General features: G+C 65.1%; 17 protein-coding genes. 7 read left to right on the forward strand and 10 right to left on the reverse strand.

Features of this window, described 5'->3' with window-relative positions; all coding sequences use genetic code 11:
• Position 1 precedes the first annotated feature (1 nt).
• Genes ACN9MU_RS04065 through ACN9MU_RS04085 form a run of 5 tightly spaced genes read left to right on the forward strand, consistent with a single transcriptional unit; the run spans position 2 to position 6,440 of the window.
• Complete coding sequence (locus ACN9MU_RS04065) at positions 2 to 892, forward strand: DUF58 domain-containing protein (RefSeq protein WP_426320647.1); 891 nt, start codon at positions 2 to 4, stop codon at positions 890 to 892.
• Positions 889 to 1,905: a hypothetical protein gene (locus tag ACN9MU_RS04070; protein WP_426344200.1), complete on the forward strand. Its 1,017-nt coding sequence runs from the start codon at positions 889 to 891 to the stop codon at positions 1,903 to 1,905. Before ACN9MU_RS04065 ends, ACN9MU_RS04070 begins: the two co-directional genes overlap by 4 nt.
• The gene (locus tag ACN9MU_RS04075) at positions 1,889 to 3,958 is read left to right on the forward strand and encodes a hypothetical protein (RefSeq protein WP_426344201.1); all 2,070 of its coding nucleotides are present in this window, start codon (positions 1,889 to 1,891) and stop codon (positions 3,956 to 3,958) included. Before ACN9MU_RS04070 ends, ACN9MU_RS04075 begins: the two co-directional genes overlap by 17 nt.
• Positions 3,955 to 5,625, forward strand: a complete 1,671-nt coding sequence (locus tag ACN9MU_RS04080) for a hypothetical protein (RefSeq protein WP_426344202.1) — start codon at positions 3,955 to 3,957, stop codon at positions 5,623 to 5,625. Before ACN9MU_RS04075 ends, ACN9MU_RS04080 begins: the two co-directional genes overlap by 4 nt.
• 26 nt (positions 5,626 to 5,651) lie before the next feature.
• Complete coding sequence (locus tag ACN9MU_RS04085) at positions 5,652 to 6,440, forward strand: PPK2 family polyphosphate kinase (RefSeq protein WP_426167711.1); 789 nt, start codon at positions 5,652 to 5,654, stop codon at positions 6,438 to 6,440.
• On the opposite strand, the gene ACN9MU_RS04090 is transcribed toward ACN9MU_RS04085, so the two are convergent.
• Complete coding sequence (locus ACN9MU_RS04090; protein ID WP_426344203.1) at positions 6,427 to 7,074, reverse strand: pyridoxamine 5'-phosphate oxidase family protein; 648 nt, start codon at positions 7,072 to 7,074, stop codon at positions 6,427 to 6,429. The two genes, ACN9MU_RS04085 and ACN9MU_RS04090, sit on opposite strands and share 14 nt — an antisense overlap.
• A gap of 70 nt (positions 7,075 to 7,144) precedes the next feature.
• Here ACN9MU_RS04090 and ACN9MU_RS04095 point away from each other — a divergent pair, with 70 nt between their 5' ends.
• Together ACN9MU_RS04095 and ACN9MU_RS04100 are read left to right on the forward strand one after the other, a co-directional pair.
• Complete coding sequence (locus ACN9MU_RS04095) at positions 7,145 to 8,629, forward strand: PLP-dependent aminotransferase family protein (protein ID WP_426344868.1); 1,485 nt, start codon at positions 7,145 to 7,147, stop codon at positions 8,627 to 8,629.
• A gap of 92 nt (positions 8,630 to 8,721) precedes the next feature.
• Positions 8,722 to 9,345, forward strand: coding sequence for a Crp/Fnr family transcriptional regulator (locus ACN9MU_RS04100; RefSeq protein WP_426167715.1), 624 nt, complete (start codon positions 8,722 to 8,724; stop codon positions 9,343 to 9,345).
• Here ACN9MU_RS04100 and ACN9MU_RS04105 read toward each other — a convergent pair.
• From ACN9MU_RS04105 to ACN9MU_RS04145, 9 genes are all read right to left on the reverse strand, one after another.
• A complete protein-coding gene (locus ACN9MU_RS04105; protein ID WP_426344204.1) occupies positions 9,342 to 9,965 on the reverse strand; it encodes a Crp/Fnr family transcriptional regulator in 624 nt (207 codons plus the stop codon). The genes ACN9MU_RS04100 and ACN9MU_RS04105 overlap by 4 nt on opposite strands.
• A gap of 186 nt (positions 9,966 to 10,151) precedes the next feature.
• On the reverse strand, positions 10,152 to 10,907 hold the full coding sequence (locus ACN9MU_RS04110; protein WP_426167719.1) for a spermidine synthase: 756 nt from the start codon (positions 10,905 to 10,907) through the stop codon (positions 10,152 to 10,154).
• A gap of 25 nt (positions 10,908 to 10,932) precedes the next feature.
• Positions 10,933 to 11,445 carry an FxDxF family PEP-CTERM protein gene (locus ACN9MU_RS04115; RefSeq protein WP_426344205.1) on the reverse strand — a complete coding sequence of 171 codons (513 nt, stop codon included), beginning with the start codon at positions 11,443 to 11,445 and terminating at the stop codon, positions 10,933 to 10,935.
• A 74-nt stretch (positions 11,446 to 11,519) separates the two neighbouring features.
• Positions 11,520 to 12,824, reverse strand: coding sequence for a sensor histidine kinase (locus ACN9MU_RS04120; protein WP_426344206.1), 1,305 nt, complete (start codon positions 12,822 to 12,824; stop codon positions 11,520 to 11,522).
• Between the two features lie 143 nt (positions 12,825 to 12,967).
• Positions 12,968 to 14,320: a sigma-54-dependent transcriptional regulator gene (locus ACN9MU_RS04125; protein WP_426344207.1), complete on the reverse strand. Its 1,353-nt coding sequence runs from the start codon at positions 14,318 to 14,320 to the stop codon at positions 12,968 to 12,970.
• A 186-nt stretch (positions 14,321 to 14,506) separates the two neighbouring features.
• A complete protein-coding gene (locus ACN9MU_RS04130; protein ID WP_426167727.1) occupies positions 14,507 to 15,742 on the reverse strand; it encodes an ABC transporter permease in 1,236 nt (411 codons plus the stop codon).
• Between the two features lie 8 nt (positions 15,743 to 15,750).
• On the reverse strand, positions 15,751 to 17,061 hold the full coding sequence (locus ACN9MU_RS04135) for an ABC transporter permease (RefSeq protein WP_426320662.1): 1,311 nt from the start codon (positions 17,059 to 17,061) through the stop codon (positions 15,751 to 15,753).
• A gap of 1 nt (position 17,062) precedes the next feature.
• Positions 17,063 to 17,767, reverse strand: a complete 705-nt coding sequence (locus tag ACN9MU_RS04140) for an ABC transporter ATP-binding protein (protein WP_057261435.1) — start codon at positions 17,765 to 17,767, stop codon at positions 17,063 to 17,065.
• Positions 17,768 to 17,788: 21 nt separating this feature from the next.
• Positions 17,789 to 19,054, reverse strand: a complete 1,266-nt coding sequence (locus ACN9MU_RS04145; RefSeq protein WP_426167732.1) for an efflux RND transporter periplasmic adaptor subunit — start codon at positions 19,052 to 19,054, stop codon at positions 17,789 to 17,791.
• Positions 19,055 to 19,070 lie beyond the last annotated feature (16 nt).

The following is a 19,070-nucleotide window of genomic DNA, read 5'->3' on the forward strand; positions in this document are numbered from 1 at the left end:
CATGCTGGAAACACCCGCGCTGCTGGCGCACTCCGCCGACCTTGAGCTGGTGATCCGCCATGTGCTGGCGGGCCTCGGCCATGGCATTCATGCGGGCCGCGAACGCGGCGCCGGTGTGGAGTTCTCCGAGTACCGTGCGTACGCGCCCGGCGACGAATGGCGGCGTGTCGACTGGAAGCTGCTGGCGCGCGCCGACCGCTATTATGTGCGCGAGGCGGAGCGCGACAGTCATGTCGCGACCTGGCTGGTGCTGGATGCGACCGCCTCGATGGCAGAGCCAAGCCGGCGTGTCGATGGCTTGAGCAAGTACTGGTATGCGCGCACGGCGCTGGCTTGCGTGGCGGCCATTGCGCAGCGCCAGGGCGATGCCTTCGGGCTGCTGGTGCTCTCTAACGGAAAGGTCGAATTCACGCAAGCTTCGCGCGGTCCGCGCCATCTGCAACGCGTGCTGGCGGCCCTGCAACGCGCCACGCCGTCCGGCGGGCTGCCGGATACCGAAACCCTGCGCGCAAGCCTGCACTTCGCGCGTTCGCAAAGCATGGTGTTCGCTGCAACGGACGCTTTGGACTGGCCGTCGCCGCTAAGCGAGGCGGTGGTGCGCTTGCGTCATATGCGGCATGACGTGCGCCTGCTGGCCTTGCGCACCGAAGCCGAAGTCGAAGCGGATTTCGCTGCCGGCCACGCCTATCGCGATCCGGAGGAGGGCGCTCGCCTGCATAGCTTTACCCGCGCCGACCGCGACAATTACCGCAAGGCGCTTGACTCCCACTTCGGTGCCGTGCGCACCGCATGTCGCCAGCATGACGTGCCGTTATGCGAAGCGCAGATTGAACAAACTTTGGGCGAAGTCCTGCGGGCATGGTTGAGGAATCCGGAGGCGCGCAGGCCATGACCAGCATGCAGCCTTTCTGGTGGCTTGCCTTGCCGGTGCTTTTGCTGCCGGTGTGGTGGCATATGCGCAAGCGCGAGCGCACGCGCACCGACATTCTCGCCACTGCGCGCTTCCTGCCCGCAGCAGCGCCGCAACAACAGCGCGTGCTGCGCTGGTCGGACGTGTTGCTCCTGCTGGTGCGGATGGCATTGCTGGTTGTGCTGATCGCCTGGCTGGCAGTGCTTGTCATGCCGTGGAAGGGCGACACGGTGTTCATCGACCCGTCGCTCGAATCCTCGCCGTGGGCTGCCCAGCAGGTGCAGTCGGCTGGCATGGGCGGCGCTGCCCGCGAGCCGCTGCCCGCCGACCTGTGGAACTGGCTGGCCCGTAACGAACACGAATGGCGTCCCGATGCACGCTTCCTCATCCTCGCCTCGCGCGCCGCCATGCCCGCGCTTCCCCCGCGCCTGGCCCACGCAGCAGAGCTTCGCCTCGCTCCTTCCGCCACGGCCGCCCAGCCGCCAGTCGCTGCCGCCGCGACGCCTGCGACGCCCCGCAAGCGCCACATCGTCGTGTCCGCGCCAGCTGAGCGCCTGCCTCGCTGGCAAGCGTTGTTTGCTGCCTTCAGCACCGCCGCCGACGGCGTCAATCTCTACGTCCTCTCCGACTCGCCAACAACAGACACTGAGCTGATAGTCTGGGACCTTCCAGGCAACGAACCGCCGACCTCCTGGAAGGCCCCCCTCTGGTGGCGCACCGCCGCCACTAACGGGGAAACGCAAACCCCGCAGGGCCTCGCCTGGACCGCCCCGCAATGGCCATTGCAAGACGTCGAGGCAGCCCGCGCACTTTACGAGCGCTGGCAAGCAGCAACGGCGCAAATGTCACCTTACCCAATGCCCGCGCACTCCCTGAAGGCCGGACGCAAGGACCCGCTAGCAGCACCGCTGGCCCGTTCACCCGAATGGCTGGCGCTGGCCTTGCTGGCGCTGTTCGCAATCGAAAGGATGCTCACCCATGCCCGCCGCCGCTGACCACCTGGCCAGCGTGCGTCAACGCATGCTGCAAGCTCTGATCCGCCGCCGCATCGCGAGTTGGCTTGTGCCGCTGCTGCCGGTGGCTGCATTGGCTGCAGCGATAGTCGCTGGAGCATTCGGCGCCGCAAAGACGCTTACCCTTACCGCTCCCCTGGTGTTGGCTGCCGCGGTGATGCTCTGGGGCGCAATCGACCTCGCATTCTGGCGCAAGCGAGTGGAAGAACAATTGCCGTCGTGGCTGAACGACGCGGTTCCCGAACTTGAAGACAGTAGTGCAATCCTGGCTGCTGCCCCGAACACGCCGCTTGGCGAGCTGCAACGCAATCGCCTGCTTGCCCGTATCGAGCAAGCACTCGACGATGAACGCTTGCGCGGCATCGCAAACCAGAAAGCCCGCTTCAATGCGATTCCGCTTGCCCTGGCAGTAGTGGCCGCCGCCGCTGCATGGGCCTATGCAGCAGCGCATAGCCCGCAGTACGCGCCGCCCACAGGCGCCGGTCCGGCAGCGCAGGCCGGCATCGCCGCAGCCGGCATAAGCCTTCACGCCGAGCCTCCGTCGTACACCGGCGTGAAGCCAAGTGAAGGCGTCCCGCGCGACCTGCAGATTCCCCAGCACAGTAAAGTGCGCTGGTGCGCCGTCAACGCCGATGCCGTCATTGAGCTTGGCGACGGCCAGAATTTGCAGGCGGCGGCGGGCCGCTGCGCCGAATGGACCGCAAGCGATTCCATCTTCTGGCGCAGCCGCCATAACGCCAGCCAGCGCTACACAATCCGCGTCACACCTGACCAGGCCCCGCAAGTCGCCATCGCCGCGCCGAACGAATCGGTCAGCGTACTGAAGCCCGACGCCCAAAGCGCACAGGTCAACGTCAGCGTCAGCGACGACTACGCGATCGTCAAAGCAACCCTGCATATGACCCTCGCGCGCGGAAGCGGCGAAAACATCCGCTTCACCGACAAGGAAGCCCCGCTTCCCGTTTCGTCCGATCCGCGCAAGCGCAGCTGGAACAAGCAATGGATGCTGAAAGAGCTCGGCATGGAGCCCGGTGACGAACTGTATTTCTTCGTGCGCGCCAGCGACAACGCCCCGGTCCCGCATATTTCACAATCGCCAACCTACACGCTGCGCTTGCCGGGCCAGCAAGGTGAGGCACTCGAGTCGACTGCCCTGCCATCGATGGTGAAACCGGAAAACCTGCGCAGCCAGCGCCAGATCATCATCGACACCGAACAACTGGTGGCCGACTCGCCGCGCCTTGGCACCGCAGACCTGCGCGCCCGCAGCGAGAAGATCGCCGGCGACCAGGCCAAGCTGCGCTTGCGTTATGGCCAATTTCTTGGCGAGGAGTCTTCCCTGTTCGGCGATGAAGAACACGGCGACGGCGATGGTCATGAGCACGGCGGCGCCGGTACCCAGGGCCCGGGTGGTTTCGGCACGGGTAATGTTGCCGCCCAGTTCGGCCACGCCCATGACCAGGAAGGCAACGCCACCATCTTCGATCCGGCCACCAAGGAAGTCCTGCGCCGCGCATTGCGGGCGATGTGGGACGCCGAAAAGCAGCTTCGCGCCATTGCACCCAAACCGGCCTTGCCGCCGGAGTACAAAGCGCTTGGGGCGATCAAGGAACTGCAGCAGGCGGAACGCGTCTACCTGCACCGCACAGCCTTCGTGCCGCCGGCCATCAAGGAAGAAAAGCGCATGAGCGGTGAGATGACTGGCGCGGCCAGCTACCGCCGCGCGCAAGGCACGGCCAGCGAATTCGTGCCGGCCGATGTGCGCGAACTGGTGCAGGCCCTCGGCGGAGATGGCGCGCTGCCCTCACTGTGGACCAAGGCTGCGCGCGAAGCAGTTGCCCGCATCAAGGATGAGGAACAACGCCTGTCGGCGCAAGCCGCCGTGCAGGATGTGGCTGGTGGTTGCCAGTCATGCCGTGCCCAGTTGCGTGCCTGGCTGCGTGCGACCGTGCAGCAGCCGGCAGTGCTGTTGCAGGCACGCCCGCAAGCGCAGACAAGGTTTGGCCAGGCATTGCAAGGGAAGGGCGCGCCGTGAACGTGGATATCAACTTCCTGTACGGTGGTGCGGTTTTGGCCGGCACGGCAAGCGCCTTGCTGTACTCACGCAAGAAGCGCTGGATAGACGCTGCCTTGGGCCTGGCGGCCGGCGCCTCGCTGGCGACCCTGCTTGCCGCCCCGGCTGCTCCTGCTGGCGGTGCGCAGCCAATAGTCCTGGCGACAGCAAGTGCTTCGCCAGCGGCACCGGACGATCGGTTGGCGGAGGCGCTGGCACAGATGCCGTCGGCGCTTCGCGATACCCCTGTGGAAGTGCAGGGCCAGGGCCTGTACGAGGCGCAATGGCGTGACATGCCCGTACGCCCTATCCAGTGGAAGCCGGCACAGGACGGCCTGCTTTGGTTGGACTTTCCACGCTCCCTGCCGCTCGGCCGCAGTTTCGCGCTGACCGTGCGGCGCGATGCCCCGCAGGTGGGCTGGCGCTTGCAGCTGCTGGCTGAAAATGGCCAGGTGCTGGCTGAATCGCGCGCCGCGGCTGCGGCAGACACCTTGACCGTGCAATGGCAACCGCCCTTGGCTGAATCGATGGTCTTGCAGGCGCGCCTGCTCGACAAGGATGGAAAGACCGCTGCGCAAGGCCCGGTGCCGCTGCGGGTTCTGGACGCCGTCCCCTTGCAGGTGCAGGGCCGCTTTGGCGCTCCGTCCTTTGACGCGCGCGTGCTGTACCAGTTGTTGACGGACTCCAACGCCATCGTCGATTGGCAAACCACGCTTGGCAAATCGCTGACGCGCAACGAAGAAGCACGCGCACCGCTGACGCATCCCAACATGCTGGTAGCCGATGCCGCCTGGCTTGAACGCGGCGGACTGCGTGGTGCGCTGGCGCAGGTTGCTCAAGGCTTGCCGCTGCTGGTCCTTGGCGGCAATGCAGACGATGCAGCGTTGTGGCAGCGCGAGACTGGATTGAAGCTGTCGGCGCAATCGGCCACCACGGAGCAGGAAGATACGCGCCACCTACCATTCGCAGGCGCCACCCTGGCGTTCGCTCCCGGCGCACAAACGCCGATGGCCAGCGGCGCCTGGCAGCCCGTCGCGCGCGACAAGGACGGCAAACCCTGGTTGTGGCAGCGAGACTGGCAAAAAGGCCGCATCCTGTGGCTGGGCGTTCGCGACTGGCACCGGCACGCCATCAGCGAGCCGGCGGCTCTCGGCCAGTGGTGGCAGCAAGTGATCGACTTTGCCGCGTCGGGCAGCGAACAGAAATTGCGCTGGCTTGATGCCGACCCAATGCCGCTGCCAGGCTTGCGCACTGAAATTTGCGCGCAAGGCGTGGCGACGGGCGGCGCTGTCACGGTGGGGCAGGAGGCCCTGCACTGGCAGGCCCGCAGCGAGCGCGCGGATTCGGCGTGCGTTGCACTGTGGCCGCGCGGTGCTGGCTGGCTACCGGTACGCACCGGCCAGGCGGAAAGCGCAGTCTACGTGTACGCTGCGCAAGACTGGCCGGCATGGCAGGCTGCGCTGCGGCATGACGCGACTGCCCGTTACGTTAGCCGCAGTGCACAGCCGATTGCCGGACTGGGTGCGGTCGATGCGGCCACGCTGCGTACCGGCGAACCGCAACCGTGGCCTATTGCAGTGCCGCGTTGGATGCCTGGCCTTGCGTTTGCCCTCTGCTTGTTGCTCCTGTGGTGGCGTGAACGCCGCTGAACCGCAAGCTGTGCTAATGTCATCGCATGAAAGCGATCGACGAATTCCGTGCCAGGCCGGGCCTGCGCCTACGCGACAAGGATGCGAAATCGGACAGCAAGCCCGATCGGGAAATGCTGGACAAGATGTTGGACGACATCTCCGACCTGCAGGAGATGTTGTACGCCGAGCGCAAACGCAAGCTGTTGATCGTGTTGCAGGGCACGGATACCTCCGGCAAGGACGGCACCGTGCGCCACCTGTTCAGCAAAATCAACCCGATGGGCTTGCGCGCCGTGGGTTTCCGCGCGCCGACCGAGATCGAAGCCGCGCACGACTTCCTGTGGCGCATCCACCGCGAAGTACCCAAAGCCGGCGAGATCGCGGTCTTCAACCGCAGCCATTACGAAGACGTGCTGATCACGCGCGTTCTCGGCAAGATCACGCCGCAGGAATGCAAGCGTCGCTATGCCCAGATTCGCGACTTCGAACGCATGCTGGCCGAAAGCGGCACCACCATCGTCAAGCTGTTCCTGCACATTTCAAAGGATGAGCAAAAAGAACGCCTGCAGGAGCGAGTGGACGATCCGCACAAGCACTGGAAGTTCGACCCCGAAGACCTGAAGCAGCGCGAACTTTGGAAGAACTACCAGAAAGCCTACGAGGATGCGATTACGGAGACCGACGCCGGCCATGCGCCGTGGTACGTGGTCCCCTCGGATTCAAAACGCTATCGCAACGAAGTCGTTGCCCGCCTGCTGCTGGAAACCCTGCGCGGCATGCGGCTCGACTGGCCGCCGCCGGACAAGCGGCTGTTGAAACTCAAGGTTCGCTAGCCCAGTCCCGCACATAAGCCGGCGCCGCGGCCTTGCACTCCGGATCGGTGACCGGCACGGTGCGCCATTGCACGAACGGCAGTTCGCCCGCCCAGGCAGCGATGCCCATGTCTTCCTCGTCGTCGTTTGGCCCGCCGCTGCGCACCTTGCACGCCGCTTCCGCCAGCGGGATCCGCAGCACTGTGGTGGCAGCATGTTCCTTGTCGTTGCCGCCGCGGACCTCGAGGCGGCGGCCCGGCGCCAGATGATCCATGAAGGCATCCAGCGTGCGGCGCTGCTCCGTCTCGTCGACCGCTTCGAAGCGGCCGTAGATCATTACCGAGCGATAGTTCATCGTATGGTTGAAGGCCGATCGCGCCAGAACCAGGCCGTCCAGGTGGGTGATGGTGACGCAGGCATCCTGCGCCATCAATTGCTTCAGCATGCGGCTACCGTTGGAGCCATGGATGTACAGGTGGTCGCCTTCGCGCCAGCAGGCGGTCGGGATGCAGTGCGTGCACTGCCCGTCGCTGAAGGCGATATGGCAAATGTAGGCGGCATCGACGATGGCGCGCACAAGGTCGGGTTCATAGGCGGCGTTGGCGGCGCCACGTCGCACGCGGGTGCGGTCGGATGGGGGAGGTGTTGTATTCATGGCATCGGACTATAATGTCCTGCTGGCCCCTGTAACAGGTCCAGGGCTATGCAAAACCATGGAGCCACGATTGGACTACTCGCTGCTGATCTCGAACTTCACCGCCAGCCATGGCCACCACGGCTGGCCGCGCCAACGCCTGCTGCACGAATGCCTGCGCTCTGCCATCCGCGACGGCACGCTGGCTCCCGGCACGCGCCTGGTTGCCACCCGCGCGCTGGCAGCGGAACTGGGCGTGGCGCGCAACACGGTGCTGTACGCCTACGAGCAGCTCACCAGCGAAGGCTATGTGGTGACCGACCGCAGCGGCACCATTGTTGCCGCCGTGGCGCCTGCCCGGCAGCAGCAAGCCAGCGTGGTGGTCCCGCACAAGGGCCTGTCGCAGCGGGCGCAGAACCTGCGCCACAGCACCGCTTCTGCCGCCAGCGGCACGCCCTTCGTGCCGGGCGTTCCCGACCTGCCAAGCTTCCCGATCGGCCTGTGGCGCCGGTTGCTGGAGCGCGCCTGGCGTTCGCTGCCCACCGACAAGCTGAATTACGGCGACCCGTGCGGCGAACCGGTGCTGCGCGAAGCCATCGCCGACTACCTGCGCGCCTCGCGCGGCGTGATCTGCGAAGCGGCGCAAGTGTTCATCACGGACGGCAGCCAGAGCAGCCTTGACCTGTGCGGACGCGCCTGCGCCGACGCCGGCGAAACGCTGTGGATGGAAAACCCCGGCTACGGCGGCGCCATGGCCGCCTTCCGCGCCGCCAGCCTGAAGCTGGAGCCGATCGAGGTCGACGAGGAAGGCATCGCCCCGCGCTCCGAAGACTGGAAGGAGCGCCCGCCGCGCCTGATCTACACCACCCCTTCGCACCAGTACCCGACCGGCACCGTGCTGTCGCTGGCGCGCCGCATGGCCCTGATCGACGGCGCACGCGCCTGCGGGGCCCTGATCATCGAAGACGATTACGACAGCGAATTCCGCCACGACGGCCCGCCGCTGGCATCGATGCAAGGCTTGCAGCCGGACGCCCCGGTGCTGTACTGCGGTACCTTCAGCAAGACCATGTTCCCCGGGCTGCGCATCGGCTACCTGGTGGTGCCGCCGTGGCTGGTGCGGCCGCTGGCGACCATGCGCCAGCAATCGGCCTCGCGCGGGCGCGCCGCCGACCAGCTGGCACTGGCCGAATTCCTGCGCAGCGGCCAGTTCGCCCTGCACCTGCGCCGCATGCGCCGCGTCTATCGCGAACGGCGCGACGCCCTGGTGGAAGCGCTGGACAGGCACCTTGGCAGCATCGCCAGCGTACAGGGCGCCTCGGCCGGCATGCACCTTGCGCTGCGCTGGGAAGACCCGCGCCTGTCCGACGTGGAGATCAGCCGCCGCGCCCTCGAGCAGGAAGGCATGATTGCCAACGCCCTCAGCGTGCACGCCGTGGCCGGCCAATGCAGCTGGCGCGGACTGGCCCTGGGCTATGGCCAGGTCGATCCCGCCGGGGTAGATGCGCTGGTCAAGCGCCTGGCCGGTGTCATTCATTTAACGGCCTACGAAAATTTTTACCGAAAGTTCAAATAGTTGATCGAAAACCTGCGCCGCTTGTTTTTAGAATGAAGTAAATCTGGCCTGACCAGATGTAGTCAAAAACAAAAAACGAATACTGGGGCGCAATGAATCAACATTTCCTGAAGCTGCGGCAGAATTTCAAGGCCGACATGATGGCGCGCTACGCCGTCGACGAACAACTGTTTGACGAAACCAGCCAGTGCATCGCACCCCTGGCCGTGCCGTTTTCGGTGCGCCGCGGCGAGCTGCTGCAGCGCGTTGGCCAAGCCTCGCGCGACGTCTTCTGGCTGACCGGCGGCGTGGCCCGCGTGGGCTATGTCAGCGAAAGCGGCAATGAAGTCACGATGCGCTTCGCCACCGAGAGCCATATCGCGAACGCCTATGAAGACTTGCTGGAGTTCCGCGGCGAGCTGCCGGCGCGTTCCTTCATCGTGGCCGAGACCTCGGTGCAGGGTTTCCGATTCGACTGGGAGCAAATGAGCGTGGCGCGCAGCCAGCACCCGGTGCTGACCGCCTACATGACGCGCCTGCTGGAGTTTGCCGTATGCAGCCAGGCGCGCCGCTTCATCACGCACACCGCTTCGAGCGCCGAAGAGCGCCTGGCCAATTTCAGGGAAGAGTATCCGAACCTGGAACGCCGGATTTCGCAGAAGGTGCTGGCATCCTACCTGCAGATCACGCCAGCCTACCTGTCGCAGCTCATGCGCCGCGAACAGGAAGCCGCCTAGCGCTCCTGCTGCTCCTGGCGCAGCAGGGTGGACATGTATTGCGGCGTAATGCCCAGGAAGGAGGCCAGCGATTTCTGCGAAATGCGCTGCTCCAGTCCCGGGTATTGCTCGCGGAAAGCCGCCAGGCGGCAGTTGGCGGACGTCATGCTGCGCACCAGGCAGCTTTGCGAATAGCGGCGGATCGAGTGCTCCGACACCTTCAGGTAGTACTCGCGCATGATGCTGTGCTCTTCGCGCAGGCGGGCCATGGTGGCCCATTCCACGCGGATCGCCGTCACCGGGGTCTCCGCAATGATGAATTCCTGGGCCGGCTGGCCGTCCTGGGCCGCCAGCAAGTCGTGGTGCGATCCGCAGGTATCGCCTTCCGCCGAAAACGCCATCGTCACATCGGCGCCATCCTGCGTGATCATGCCGCGCCGCGCCACGCCGCGGTAAAGCCAGTAAGCCACGCTGGCCGGCACGCCCGCGCGCTGCAGGTATTCGCCCTTGCGGAAATGTACCTCGACCACGTGCGGGGCGAGAATGCGATTGAAGGCATCGAACATTTCACGCGATACGCCGATGCGGCTCATCGAGTATTCGCTGAATTCTTCTCGCTGTTTTAGGAATGCTTCGGACATTGCGGCAACTCTTGGTCTTTATGACAATATTGTTTCTTGCCTGAAACCACAGGCCCCGCAATATAAACCACTGAAAGACGCCGGGCAATCCCGCCGTGACGACTGTTGCGTACTACCAGTTAAATTTAGTAACTACTTGATAATCTTCAACTATTTAAACAGGAAACGCGCGCGCATGTAGCTATACTACGCGTTGGCCATCCAGTCGCGCATGCCGTCCACCCAGGGACGGGCATTCAGGTTAAGCGATTTCCTGATTTGGTTGGCGCGATCGTACAACAGTGAGAAATCGATCGATGGCGAACGCTTGAAAGCAATCACCACGATGTTGGCGTCGTGCACTTCCGGCAGCCACACCACCGCGTCGAACACCAGTTCCATGTGCTGCAGGTTCTTGGCGTAATTGTCGAAATCGCCAAATACATTGGTGGTCATGATGCCGTCCGGGCCCAGGCAGTCGAAGCAAGCCTGGTAGAACTCAGGCGTATCGAGCACCGGGCCGCGCGCTTCCTCGTCGTACAGGTCGACTTGCAGCACGTCCACCGTGCCATGGTTGCGCCGGTCGAGCACGAAGTCCATGGCATTCATCTGGCGCACCTCGAGCCGCTCGTCGTTCGGCGGCAGGCCGAACTTCTCTTCGCAAATTGCAATCACGTTCGGATTGAGTTCAATGGCGGTGACGCGCGCCTTGGGGAATTGGCGGTAGCTGAACTTGGTCAGGGCCGCGCTGCCCAGGCCGAGCTGGACAATATGGCGGGGAGCGGGAATGAATAGCGTCCACATCATCATCATGCGCACGTATTCAAGCTCGATCATGTCGGGCTTGGACAGGCGCATGGCGCCCTGCACCCAGGACGTACCCAGGTGCAGTGAACGGACACCTTCGAACTCGGTGATGGTGGCGGGAGGAAAACCAGGCTGGTCGAATCTACGGGAAGTCATGGCCGTAAGTTTACCAGCCCGGCGCTCAAGCTTCCCGGCGGCGCCTGCAGGCCGCTGCGCCGGCCACGCCGAGCCCCGCCAGCAGCAGGGCATATGCGTCCGGCTCCGGCACCGCGCTGATGTTCAGCGTTCCCGAGTAGCTGGCCGAGGCGGGCGTGAAACTGGTGTCTTCAAAATTCACGTAGCCGAAGACACTCAGTTCCAGTGGACCCGAGATCACGGTCGGCAACAGGAAACCGTATTCGAAGAGACCCGGACCGATCAGGCTCAAGGCGTTGCCATTGACGTAGGCGGCGGTGAAGGTGACATCGGTGTTCGGGCTGAAGCCCAGGGTCACCAGGCTGGCATCGACCGAATAGGTGCCGGCGCTGGGCGAGAAATAGAAGGTATCAGAGAAGGCTCCCTGTTCCAGGTGGGTCACGCCGAAAGCGGCGGAAAGTTCGGTGGCGCTGCCGCCGAGGTTGACGTTGGTAACAACGTTGTCGGCCTGCACCGCCGTGGCGGCCAGTGCAAGCAGCATACCCATGGCTGTCTTCATGGTGTTCTCCTGAAAGCGCAGGCGAGGCGCCTGCACATTCCAAGGTAGGCCGCACCGCTACTGTTTGATCTACATCAAAGCGGAAGGATGATTGCCACCGCAAGACCGCCACCATCGCGGTTGGCCAGCGCGATGCGGCCACCATGGGCTTCGGCGATCTCGCGCGCCAGCGCCAGGCCGAGGCCGGTGCCGCTGCGCTTGGTGGAATAGAATGGCACCAGGGCGTTGGCCAGCACCGCCTCGCTCATGCCGGGGCCGCGGTCCTGCACTTCGATGCGCAGCATGCCTTGCTGGCGGCGCAGCTCGAGGCCGACTTCCTCCGGCGGTGAACCGGATTCGTGGGCATTCTTCAGCAGGTTGAGCAAGGCTTGCTCCATCTGCGCGGCGTCGAAGGCGTGCGCTTCGGCCGGCACTTCGCCATGCAGCTTGAATTGCACCTGGTCGGACAAGGCGGCCAGGAAGGCGCCCCAGTCCTGCTGTTCAAGCCGCGGCGTGGGCAGCTTGGCGAAGCGGGCGTAACCGAGGATGAAGCCCTCGAGGTGGCGTGTGCGTTCCTCGATGGTGGCCAGGATTTGCGGCAAGCGCTCGGTCTGGCCGCGCCGCACCAGTTCGCTGCCCGAATGGGCCAACGAAGTCAGGGGGGCCAGCGAGTTGTTCAATTCATGGCTGATAACGCGGATCACCTTCTTCCATGTCTGGACTTCCTGGCGGCGCAGTTCCTGCGTGAGCTGGCGCAGCAACAGCAGTTCGTGCGGACGGCCATTCAGGCTGAAGCTGCGCCGTGCAAGGTGGAAGACTTCTTCCTCCTCGCTGTCGCCAATGGTAAACAGGCCATCGCCGCCGCGGCCCAGGGCTTCGCGCAGGGCCGGCTGCACGCGCGCCAGCAACTCCGCCAGGCGCATGCCCTCTAGCTTGCGGCCCTCGTTGACCAGCTGGCGCGCCGCCAGGTTGCCGAACACGATGGCATCGTTGTCGGTAACCAGCAGCATGGCGACCGGCGTGTGCTGGACCATGGTGTCGAGCAGGAGCTCGCGCTGCACCAGGCCAAGACGCTGCTCGCGCAGCACCTGCCCCAGTTCGTTGTGAGCGGCTACCAGGTCGCTCAATTCATCGTTCTGCGGCCAGTGCAGGCTGAAGGAAAAGTCGCCATCGCGGTAGCTGGCAACGGTGCCGGTCAGCGCGCGATACAGGGAAAGCTGGCGCTGCAGCTGGGCGCGGATGGTAATCACCGCCAGCGGTACCAGGCACAGCAGTGAAATGCCAAGCACGATGGTTGGATGCTTCGGCAAGAGCTGGTCCAGCCCAAGCGCAATCAGGATTCCCGTCGCCGTCAGCGTCCCCACCAACGCCGACCACAGAGTCAAAAGCGAAAGGCGCATAGCTTATACGGTCGTGCTCGTGTCACACCCTGGGGTCACACCCCAAGTGTGACACGGGCTCGTCTGCGCACCAGATGGGGTCGTGTCACCTTTGGGGTGTGACCCCATGGTGTGACACGGGCTGGGCCGTAGTGGAGGGCGGCTCATGGGCGGGCGATGCCGAGGCGTTCCATGCGGCGGTAGAGGGCTTGGCGCGAGAGGCCAAGCTCGGCGGCGGCCTGGGCGACCACGCCGCTGGCGCGCTGCAGGGCGCTGACGATGGCGTCGCGGTCGGGTTCCTGCTCGGGACTCGTTAGCGCGCCGTGGCCGTTCATGGTGTTCGCTGGAAGGCCGAGGTCGGGGACGGTGATGGCGTCGCCTTGCGCCAGCAGGCTGGCGCGTGCCATCACGTTCTTCAGCTCGCGTACGTTGCCGGGCCAGCCGTGCGCCAGCAGGGCGGCTTCGGCGTCGGGGCGCAATTGCCGTTCCTGGCCGAGGAAGTGGCGCGCCAGCGGCAGGATGTCGCCGGGGCGTTCGGCCAGCGGCGGCAGGCGCAGTTCAATCACGTTCAGGCGGTAGTACAGGTCTTCGCGGAAGGTGCCGGCGCGGATCATGGCGGGCAGGTCGGCATTCGTTGCGCTGACCACGCGTACCTTCACCTGGCGTTCGCGGTTGGAACCGAGTCGTTCGAAGCGGCCGGTTTCCAGCACGCGCAGCAGCTTCATCTGGCCTGCCAGCGGCAGGTTGCCGATCTCGTCGAGGAACAGGGTGCCGCCGTCGGCGGCTTCAAACTTGCCCTCACGGGCTTTGGAGGCGCCGGTGTAGGCGCCGGCGTCGGCGCCGAACAGTTCGGCCTCGATCAGCTCGGCGGGCAGGGCGCCGCAGTTCAGCACCACGAAGGGGCCTTCGCGCACGGCGGAATTGGCCTGGATGATTTCGGCGATGCGCTCCTTGCCGGTGCCGTTCGGGCCGGTGATCAGCACTGGCACGTCGGCGCGCGCGACCTGGCAGGCGAGCGATATTACACGCTCGGTGGCGGGGTCGTTCCAGACCATATTGTGCAGCTTGAAGCGTTCCAGTTCGCGGCGCTGGCGCAGTTCGTCGCTGCGGTGCTGGTTGAGGGCGCGGTTGGCCTGGCCCAGTTCCAGCAGGTTGCGTACGGTGGCGATCAGGCGCTTGTCGTCCCAAGGCTTGGACAGGTAGTCGGCGGCGCCGGCCTTGATCAGGTCGACGGCGGCGTCGAGGTGGGTCCAGGCGGTCAGCAGGATTACCGGCAGGTCGGGGTGGCGCTTGCGGATGGCGCGGAACAGTTCCACGCCTTCTTCGCCGGAGGTGGTGTCGGCGCTGAAGTTCATGTCCTGCACTACCAGGTCGATGCTGGCGCTGCGCTGGTCGAGCAGGGCGAGGCCTTCTTCCGGGGATGCTGCGTGCAGCGCTTCGATGTCGTGCAGCGAGAACAGGACTTCGAGGGCGACTGCGACTGCGGCGTTGTCGTCGATGATCAGTACGGTTGGCATTTTGGCAGGATACATGAAAACCGGTAAACCGGGTCAGACCCAAGGGTCTGACCCCGAACGGTTTTGAGGTCGGCGGTTGGGTTGGAAGATCTTGACTTTCGACGAAGATCAAAGGCGCAAAACCCAAACCATCGGCAGGCGGGCTGACAGGGTCTGACCCTGTGGGGCAGACCCTGGTTTACCGGTTTAGGCCGAACGGGTCGCCAGCGCCGGCGAGATGGAAGCTGCGCGCCACGCCGGCCCGTACACGGCGGCGATGCCGAGCGCCCAGGAAGCCAGCGCGCCAACCACCATATACTCGGCGGGCAAGCGCGCCAGCTCCAGCTTTGATACCAGCAACTGGTTCAAGGCCAGCGCGCCAAGCAGGCCGCCGACAATCCCGGTAGTGGTGATCATCAGGTTCTCAGTGACGAAGTAGCGCAGGATGTCGAGCTTGCGCGCCCCAAGCGCCCGCCGTACGCCAATCTGCTTGCGGCGCTGCGTGACCCACAGGCTGGCCATGCCGACGATGCCGCTGGCGGTCACCACCATCAGCAGCACGCTGACAGTGATCAGCATCCAGCACAGCGCGTTGTCGGCGCGGTAGCGCTTGACGCGCTCTTCGGACTGGGTGGTGGTGCGTACCACCACTTGGCCGTTATGCAGCTTGCGGATCGCTTCCTCGGCATCCTTCATGGCGCGGTCGCGCTGGCCCGGCTCGGCGCGCAGGGTGTACAGCGAGCGCGAGCTGCCCGTGATGCGGGCCGGTACCATGGTCGACATTTCGCCGTCCTGGCCCATGGCGGCGGACGGGGTCTGCAGCGTGTCGATCACGCCCACCACCGTCACTTCGCGCGCCTCGGCGCCGGTGCCGTAGTACATCTTCTTGCCGACAAAGCTGGGCGCGTCCGGCCACACCTTCTGGCCGGTGGCTTTGGTGATCAGGGCCACGGTGGGGAAGGCCTTGCTGGTGTTCTGGTCGATTTCCGGCGCATCCTGCGGGGTGAAATCGCGGCCGTCGACGATCTTCAGGCCCCAGGTCTTGACCAGCGAGTCCGGCGTCACGTACATGGACGGGCTGGCGTTGCTGCGCTCCTGCTCGCGGCTGGCGGCCACGCTGTTGTAGTTGCCGGAGTTGGACAGCGTGATCTGGTTGGTGTCGGCCACCGAAACGATGCCAGGCACGGCGCGCAAGGCCGCCGCCTGCGCTTTCTGGTTCGCCAGCTGCTGTTCATGGCCGCCCGGGGTGAGCGGTTTCACGCGCAGGTTGAACACTTCTTCTTCATTGGCGATGCCGGTCGGGCGCGCGGCGACAGCCTGGCGCACGCTGACGATGTGCATGGCGTTGGCCAGGATGGCGAGGCTGAGCGCCACTTGCACGGCCACCAGGATCGGGCCGGTCTTGGAGCGCATCAGCGCGGAAAAGATTGGTTTGATTTCCATGGTTATCCTCACTGCGATTTCAGTTGCAGGGCCGGGGTGACCTGGCAGGCGCGCCAGGTCGGCAGCAGCCCGGCCAGCATGGCGGCGCTGACGGACATGACGAAGGTCACCAGCAGCATCATCCAGTCCATATGCGTGGTGACGGCGATCTGCTCGGAGATGCTGCCGATCAGGGCCAGCGCGCCCAGTGCCAGCACCAGGCCGAGGATGCCGCCGGCCAGGCCGACCACGGCGCTCTCGATCAGGAACTGGGTGAAGATTTCCTTGCGCGAGGCGCCCAGGGCGCGCCGCACGCCGACTTCCGGTGCGCGCACAGAGAACTTGGCCAGCAGCAGGCCGATGGTGTTGACCAGGCAAAGCAGCAGGAAGCCGAAGGCCAGCATGGCCGACAGGCGGCTGTCCTTGCCGACCACTTTCTGTTCTTCCAGCCATTCCATCACGTTGAACAGCTTGTTCGGCGCGTTGCGTTGCAGGCGTCCCAGCTTGCGCTGTTCGGCGGCGTAGGCGTCCAGCCAGGCCTGCAGTTGCGGGCGGTCGGATGCCGAATGCAGTTCGAACCAGAACTGGATCCAGATGCATTCCGAATCGAGCAGGGCCTGGTAGCCGGGGCCGCGGTCGCTGCTGCAGTTCATATTGCCGTTCTGTCCCATTTCGTGACGGATCGCGTTGTGGAAGGGGATGTAGAACTCGTCCTCGTCGCCGAAGGCGCCGGGGCCGCCGATGATGCGGTGGTAGCGCGGCACCGGCTTCCAGTTGCCGTACACGCCGACCACGGCGTAGTCGAAGCCGCGGAAGCGCACGCGCTGGCCGACCGGGTTGGCATTGCCGAACAGGCGTTCGGCCAGCTTGCCGCTCAGGACCATCACGTCGGCGCCGGACTTGTCGTCCGCTTCGCTCCACGGCCCGCCGTGCACGAAGGGGACTTCAAACATGGCGAAGAAGTCGCGCGTCGGCGACAGGCCTTCGGTGGTGAACACCGGCAGGTCCTTGCGCGCCGGTTCGATGGTGCCGTCTACGCCGCGGACGGCGGTGCGGCGGTCGCCCTGGCCGGAAGCGAGCAGGTTGACGGCGTCGCGGTAGGACATCTCGTCGCCTTCACGCTCGCCCGGGGTGTAGCCCTTGAGCGGTCCGTTGTCGACCAGCGGCACGATCAGGCGCTCGCTCTTGTGCGGGATCGGGTCGCCCGACATCACGTGCAGGATGGTCAGGGTCGACACGCTGGCGGCCACGCCGACCGCCAGGATCAGCACCATCAGCGCGGTCAGGACCGGGTTGCGGCGCAGGCTGCGCACGCCCAGCAGGAAATAGTACTGGATCATCTCAGGCCTCCTTGGCGACCACCAGCGACGGCGATTTGCGCACCAGGTCGGACACCTGGCCGTCGATGATGTGGACGTTGCGCTGGGTGCGCTGGGCCAGTTCCGGGTCGTGGGTCACCATCAGGATGGTGGTGCCTTCGGCGTTGATTTCTTCCAGCAGTTCCATCACGCCGCGCGCCATCTGGGTATCCAGGTTGCCGGTCGGTTCGTCGGCCAGCAGCAGCTTGGGCGAGCCGGCCAGGGCGCGGGCGATGGCCACGCGCTGCTGCTGGCCGCCGGACAGTTCGGCCGGGTAATGGCGCATGCGCGAAGCCAGGCCGACCTTGGCCAGCGCGTCTTCGATGCGCTCCTTCCGTTCGGCGGCATTGAAGCCGCGGTAGCGCAGCGGCACGTCGACGTTGTCGAACAGGCTCAGGTCGGGAATCAGGTTGAAGCCCTGGAAGATGAAGCCCAGTTTCTCGTTGCGCAGGCGCGAGCGGGCGTTGTCGTCCATGCCCTTGACGTTGATGCCGTCCAGGACGTAGTCGCCGCTGGTGAAGTCTTCCAGCAGGCCTGCAATGTTCAGGAAGCTGGTCTTGCCGGAACCGGAGGGGCCGGTGACGGTGACGAACTCGCCCTGCTTGACTTCGATTTCGAAGCCGCGCAGCGCGTGGGTTTCGATCATGTGGGTGCGATAGACTTTGCTCAGGTTATTCATGCGCAGCATGGTTTGCCTCTCCGTAGGGGGTTATTTGTTGATCGAGACGCGCTTGGCGTTCTCGAAGTTTTCGGTACCGGCGATCACGATCTTGTCGCCTTGTTTCAATCCGTTTACGATTTCCACGGCGGCCACGCTGGTGGCGCCAAGCTGCACCGGGGTGCGCACGGCGATGCCGTCCTGCAGCAGGTAGACATAGCGGCCGCCTTCCGACTCGACGAAAGGACCGCGCTGCACCATCAGCACGTTCGGCTTCTCGTCGATCAGCAGGCGCGCCGCTACGCGCTGGCTCTGGCGCAGGCCTTCCGGCTGCTTGTCGAAGCGCACGCGCGCCAGCACCTGGTTCTTCACCACTTCCGGCGACAGGGCCGACAGCTTGCCCTTGGTCTTGGCGCCGGCCACTTCGATTTCGGCGGTCATGCCCAGGCCCAGGTCGTTGACGTAGGATTCCGGCACTTCCAGTTCCACTTCGAGCTGCGACAGGTCAACCAGCGTCATGAGCGGCGTATTGGCCTGCACCACGCTGCGGTTGGCCACCGACAGGGTGCCGATGAAGCCATCCACCGGCGCGCGCACGGTCAGCTCGTCGACGCGGCGCTGGGCGTTGGCAAGCGACAGCTTCTGGCGCTCCATCTGCGCGGTCTTGGTCTTCAGCTCCAGCGAGACGTTGTCGCCTTCCAGTTCGGCGGCCTGCTTGGTGTGCCTGGCGCGGATGTCGGCGGCGGCCACGGCGTCCTTGGCTTTCTGCATGTCGATCTTGGCGATGATGCCTTCGGTCGACACGCTTTCGTAGCGCTGCAGGGTGCGCATGGCGGATACGCGCTCGATTTCCGCGGTGTCGGCTTCGCGCTGGGCGGCCAGCTTCTGCTTGCGGGCCAGGATCTGCTGGCGCGCCACTTCGGCCTGCAGTTCGTTGAACAGCGTCTGTTCCTTTTTCAGTTCGTCGGTCAGGTCGGGCGATTCCAGCACGGCCAGCACCTGGCCTTTCTTGACGGTGTCGCCAGCGTGCACTTTCAGTTCGACCGTGGAGGTGGAGGTCGAGTACAGGGTCGGACTGACGGCGGCCACGATGCGGCCGTTGACGGCGGCATCGCGGATCAGGGTGCCGCGCGTGACTTCGCCGATGCGCAGGCGGGCGGCGCTGACCGATTGCTCGCTGCCGCTCCAGCTTTTCAGCAGGCCATAGCCAGCCGCAGCCAGCGCGAGCCCGACCACCAGCAGCAGCACCTTGCGGCGCGGGAAGCGGCTGGCCGGAGGGGCGATCACTTGGTCCTGGTGTGAGGTGTCGCGAATCATATTCTTGTTCCTGGTG

The sequence above is a fragment of the Pseudoduganella sp. R-32 genome, assembly GCF_049913245.1.
Taxonomy (GTDB): Bacteria; Pseudomonadota; Gammaproteobacteria; order Burkholderiales; family Burkholderiaceae_D; genus Rugamonas.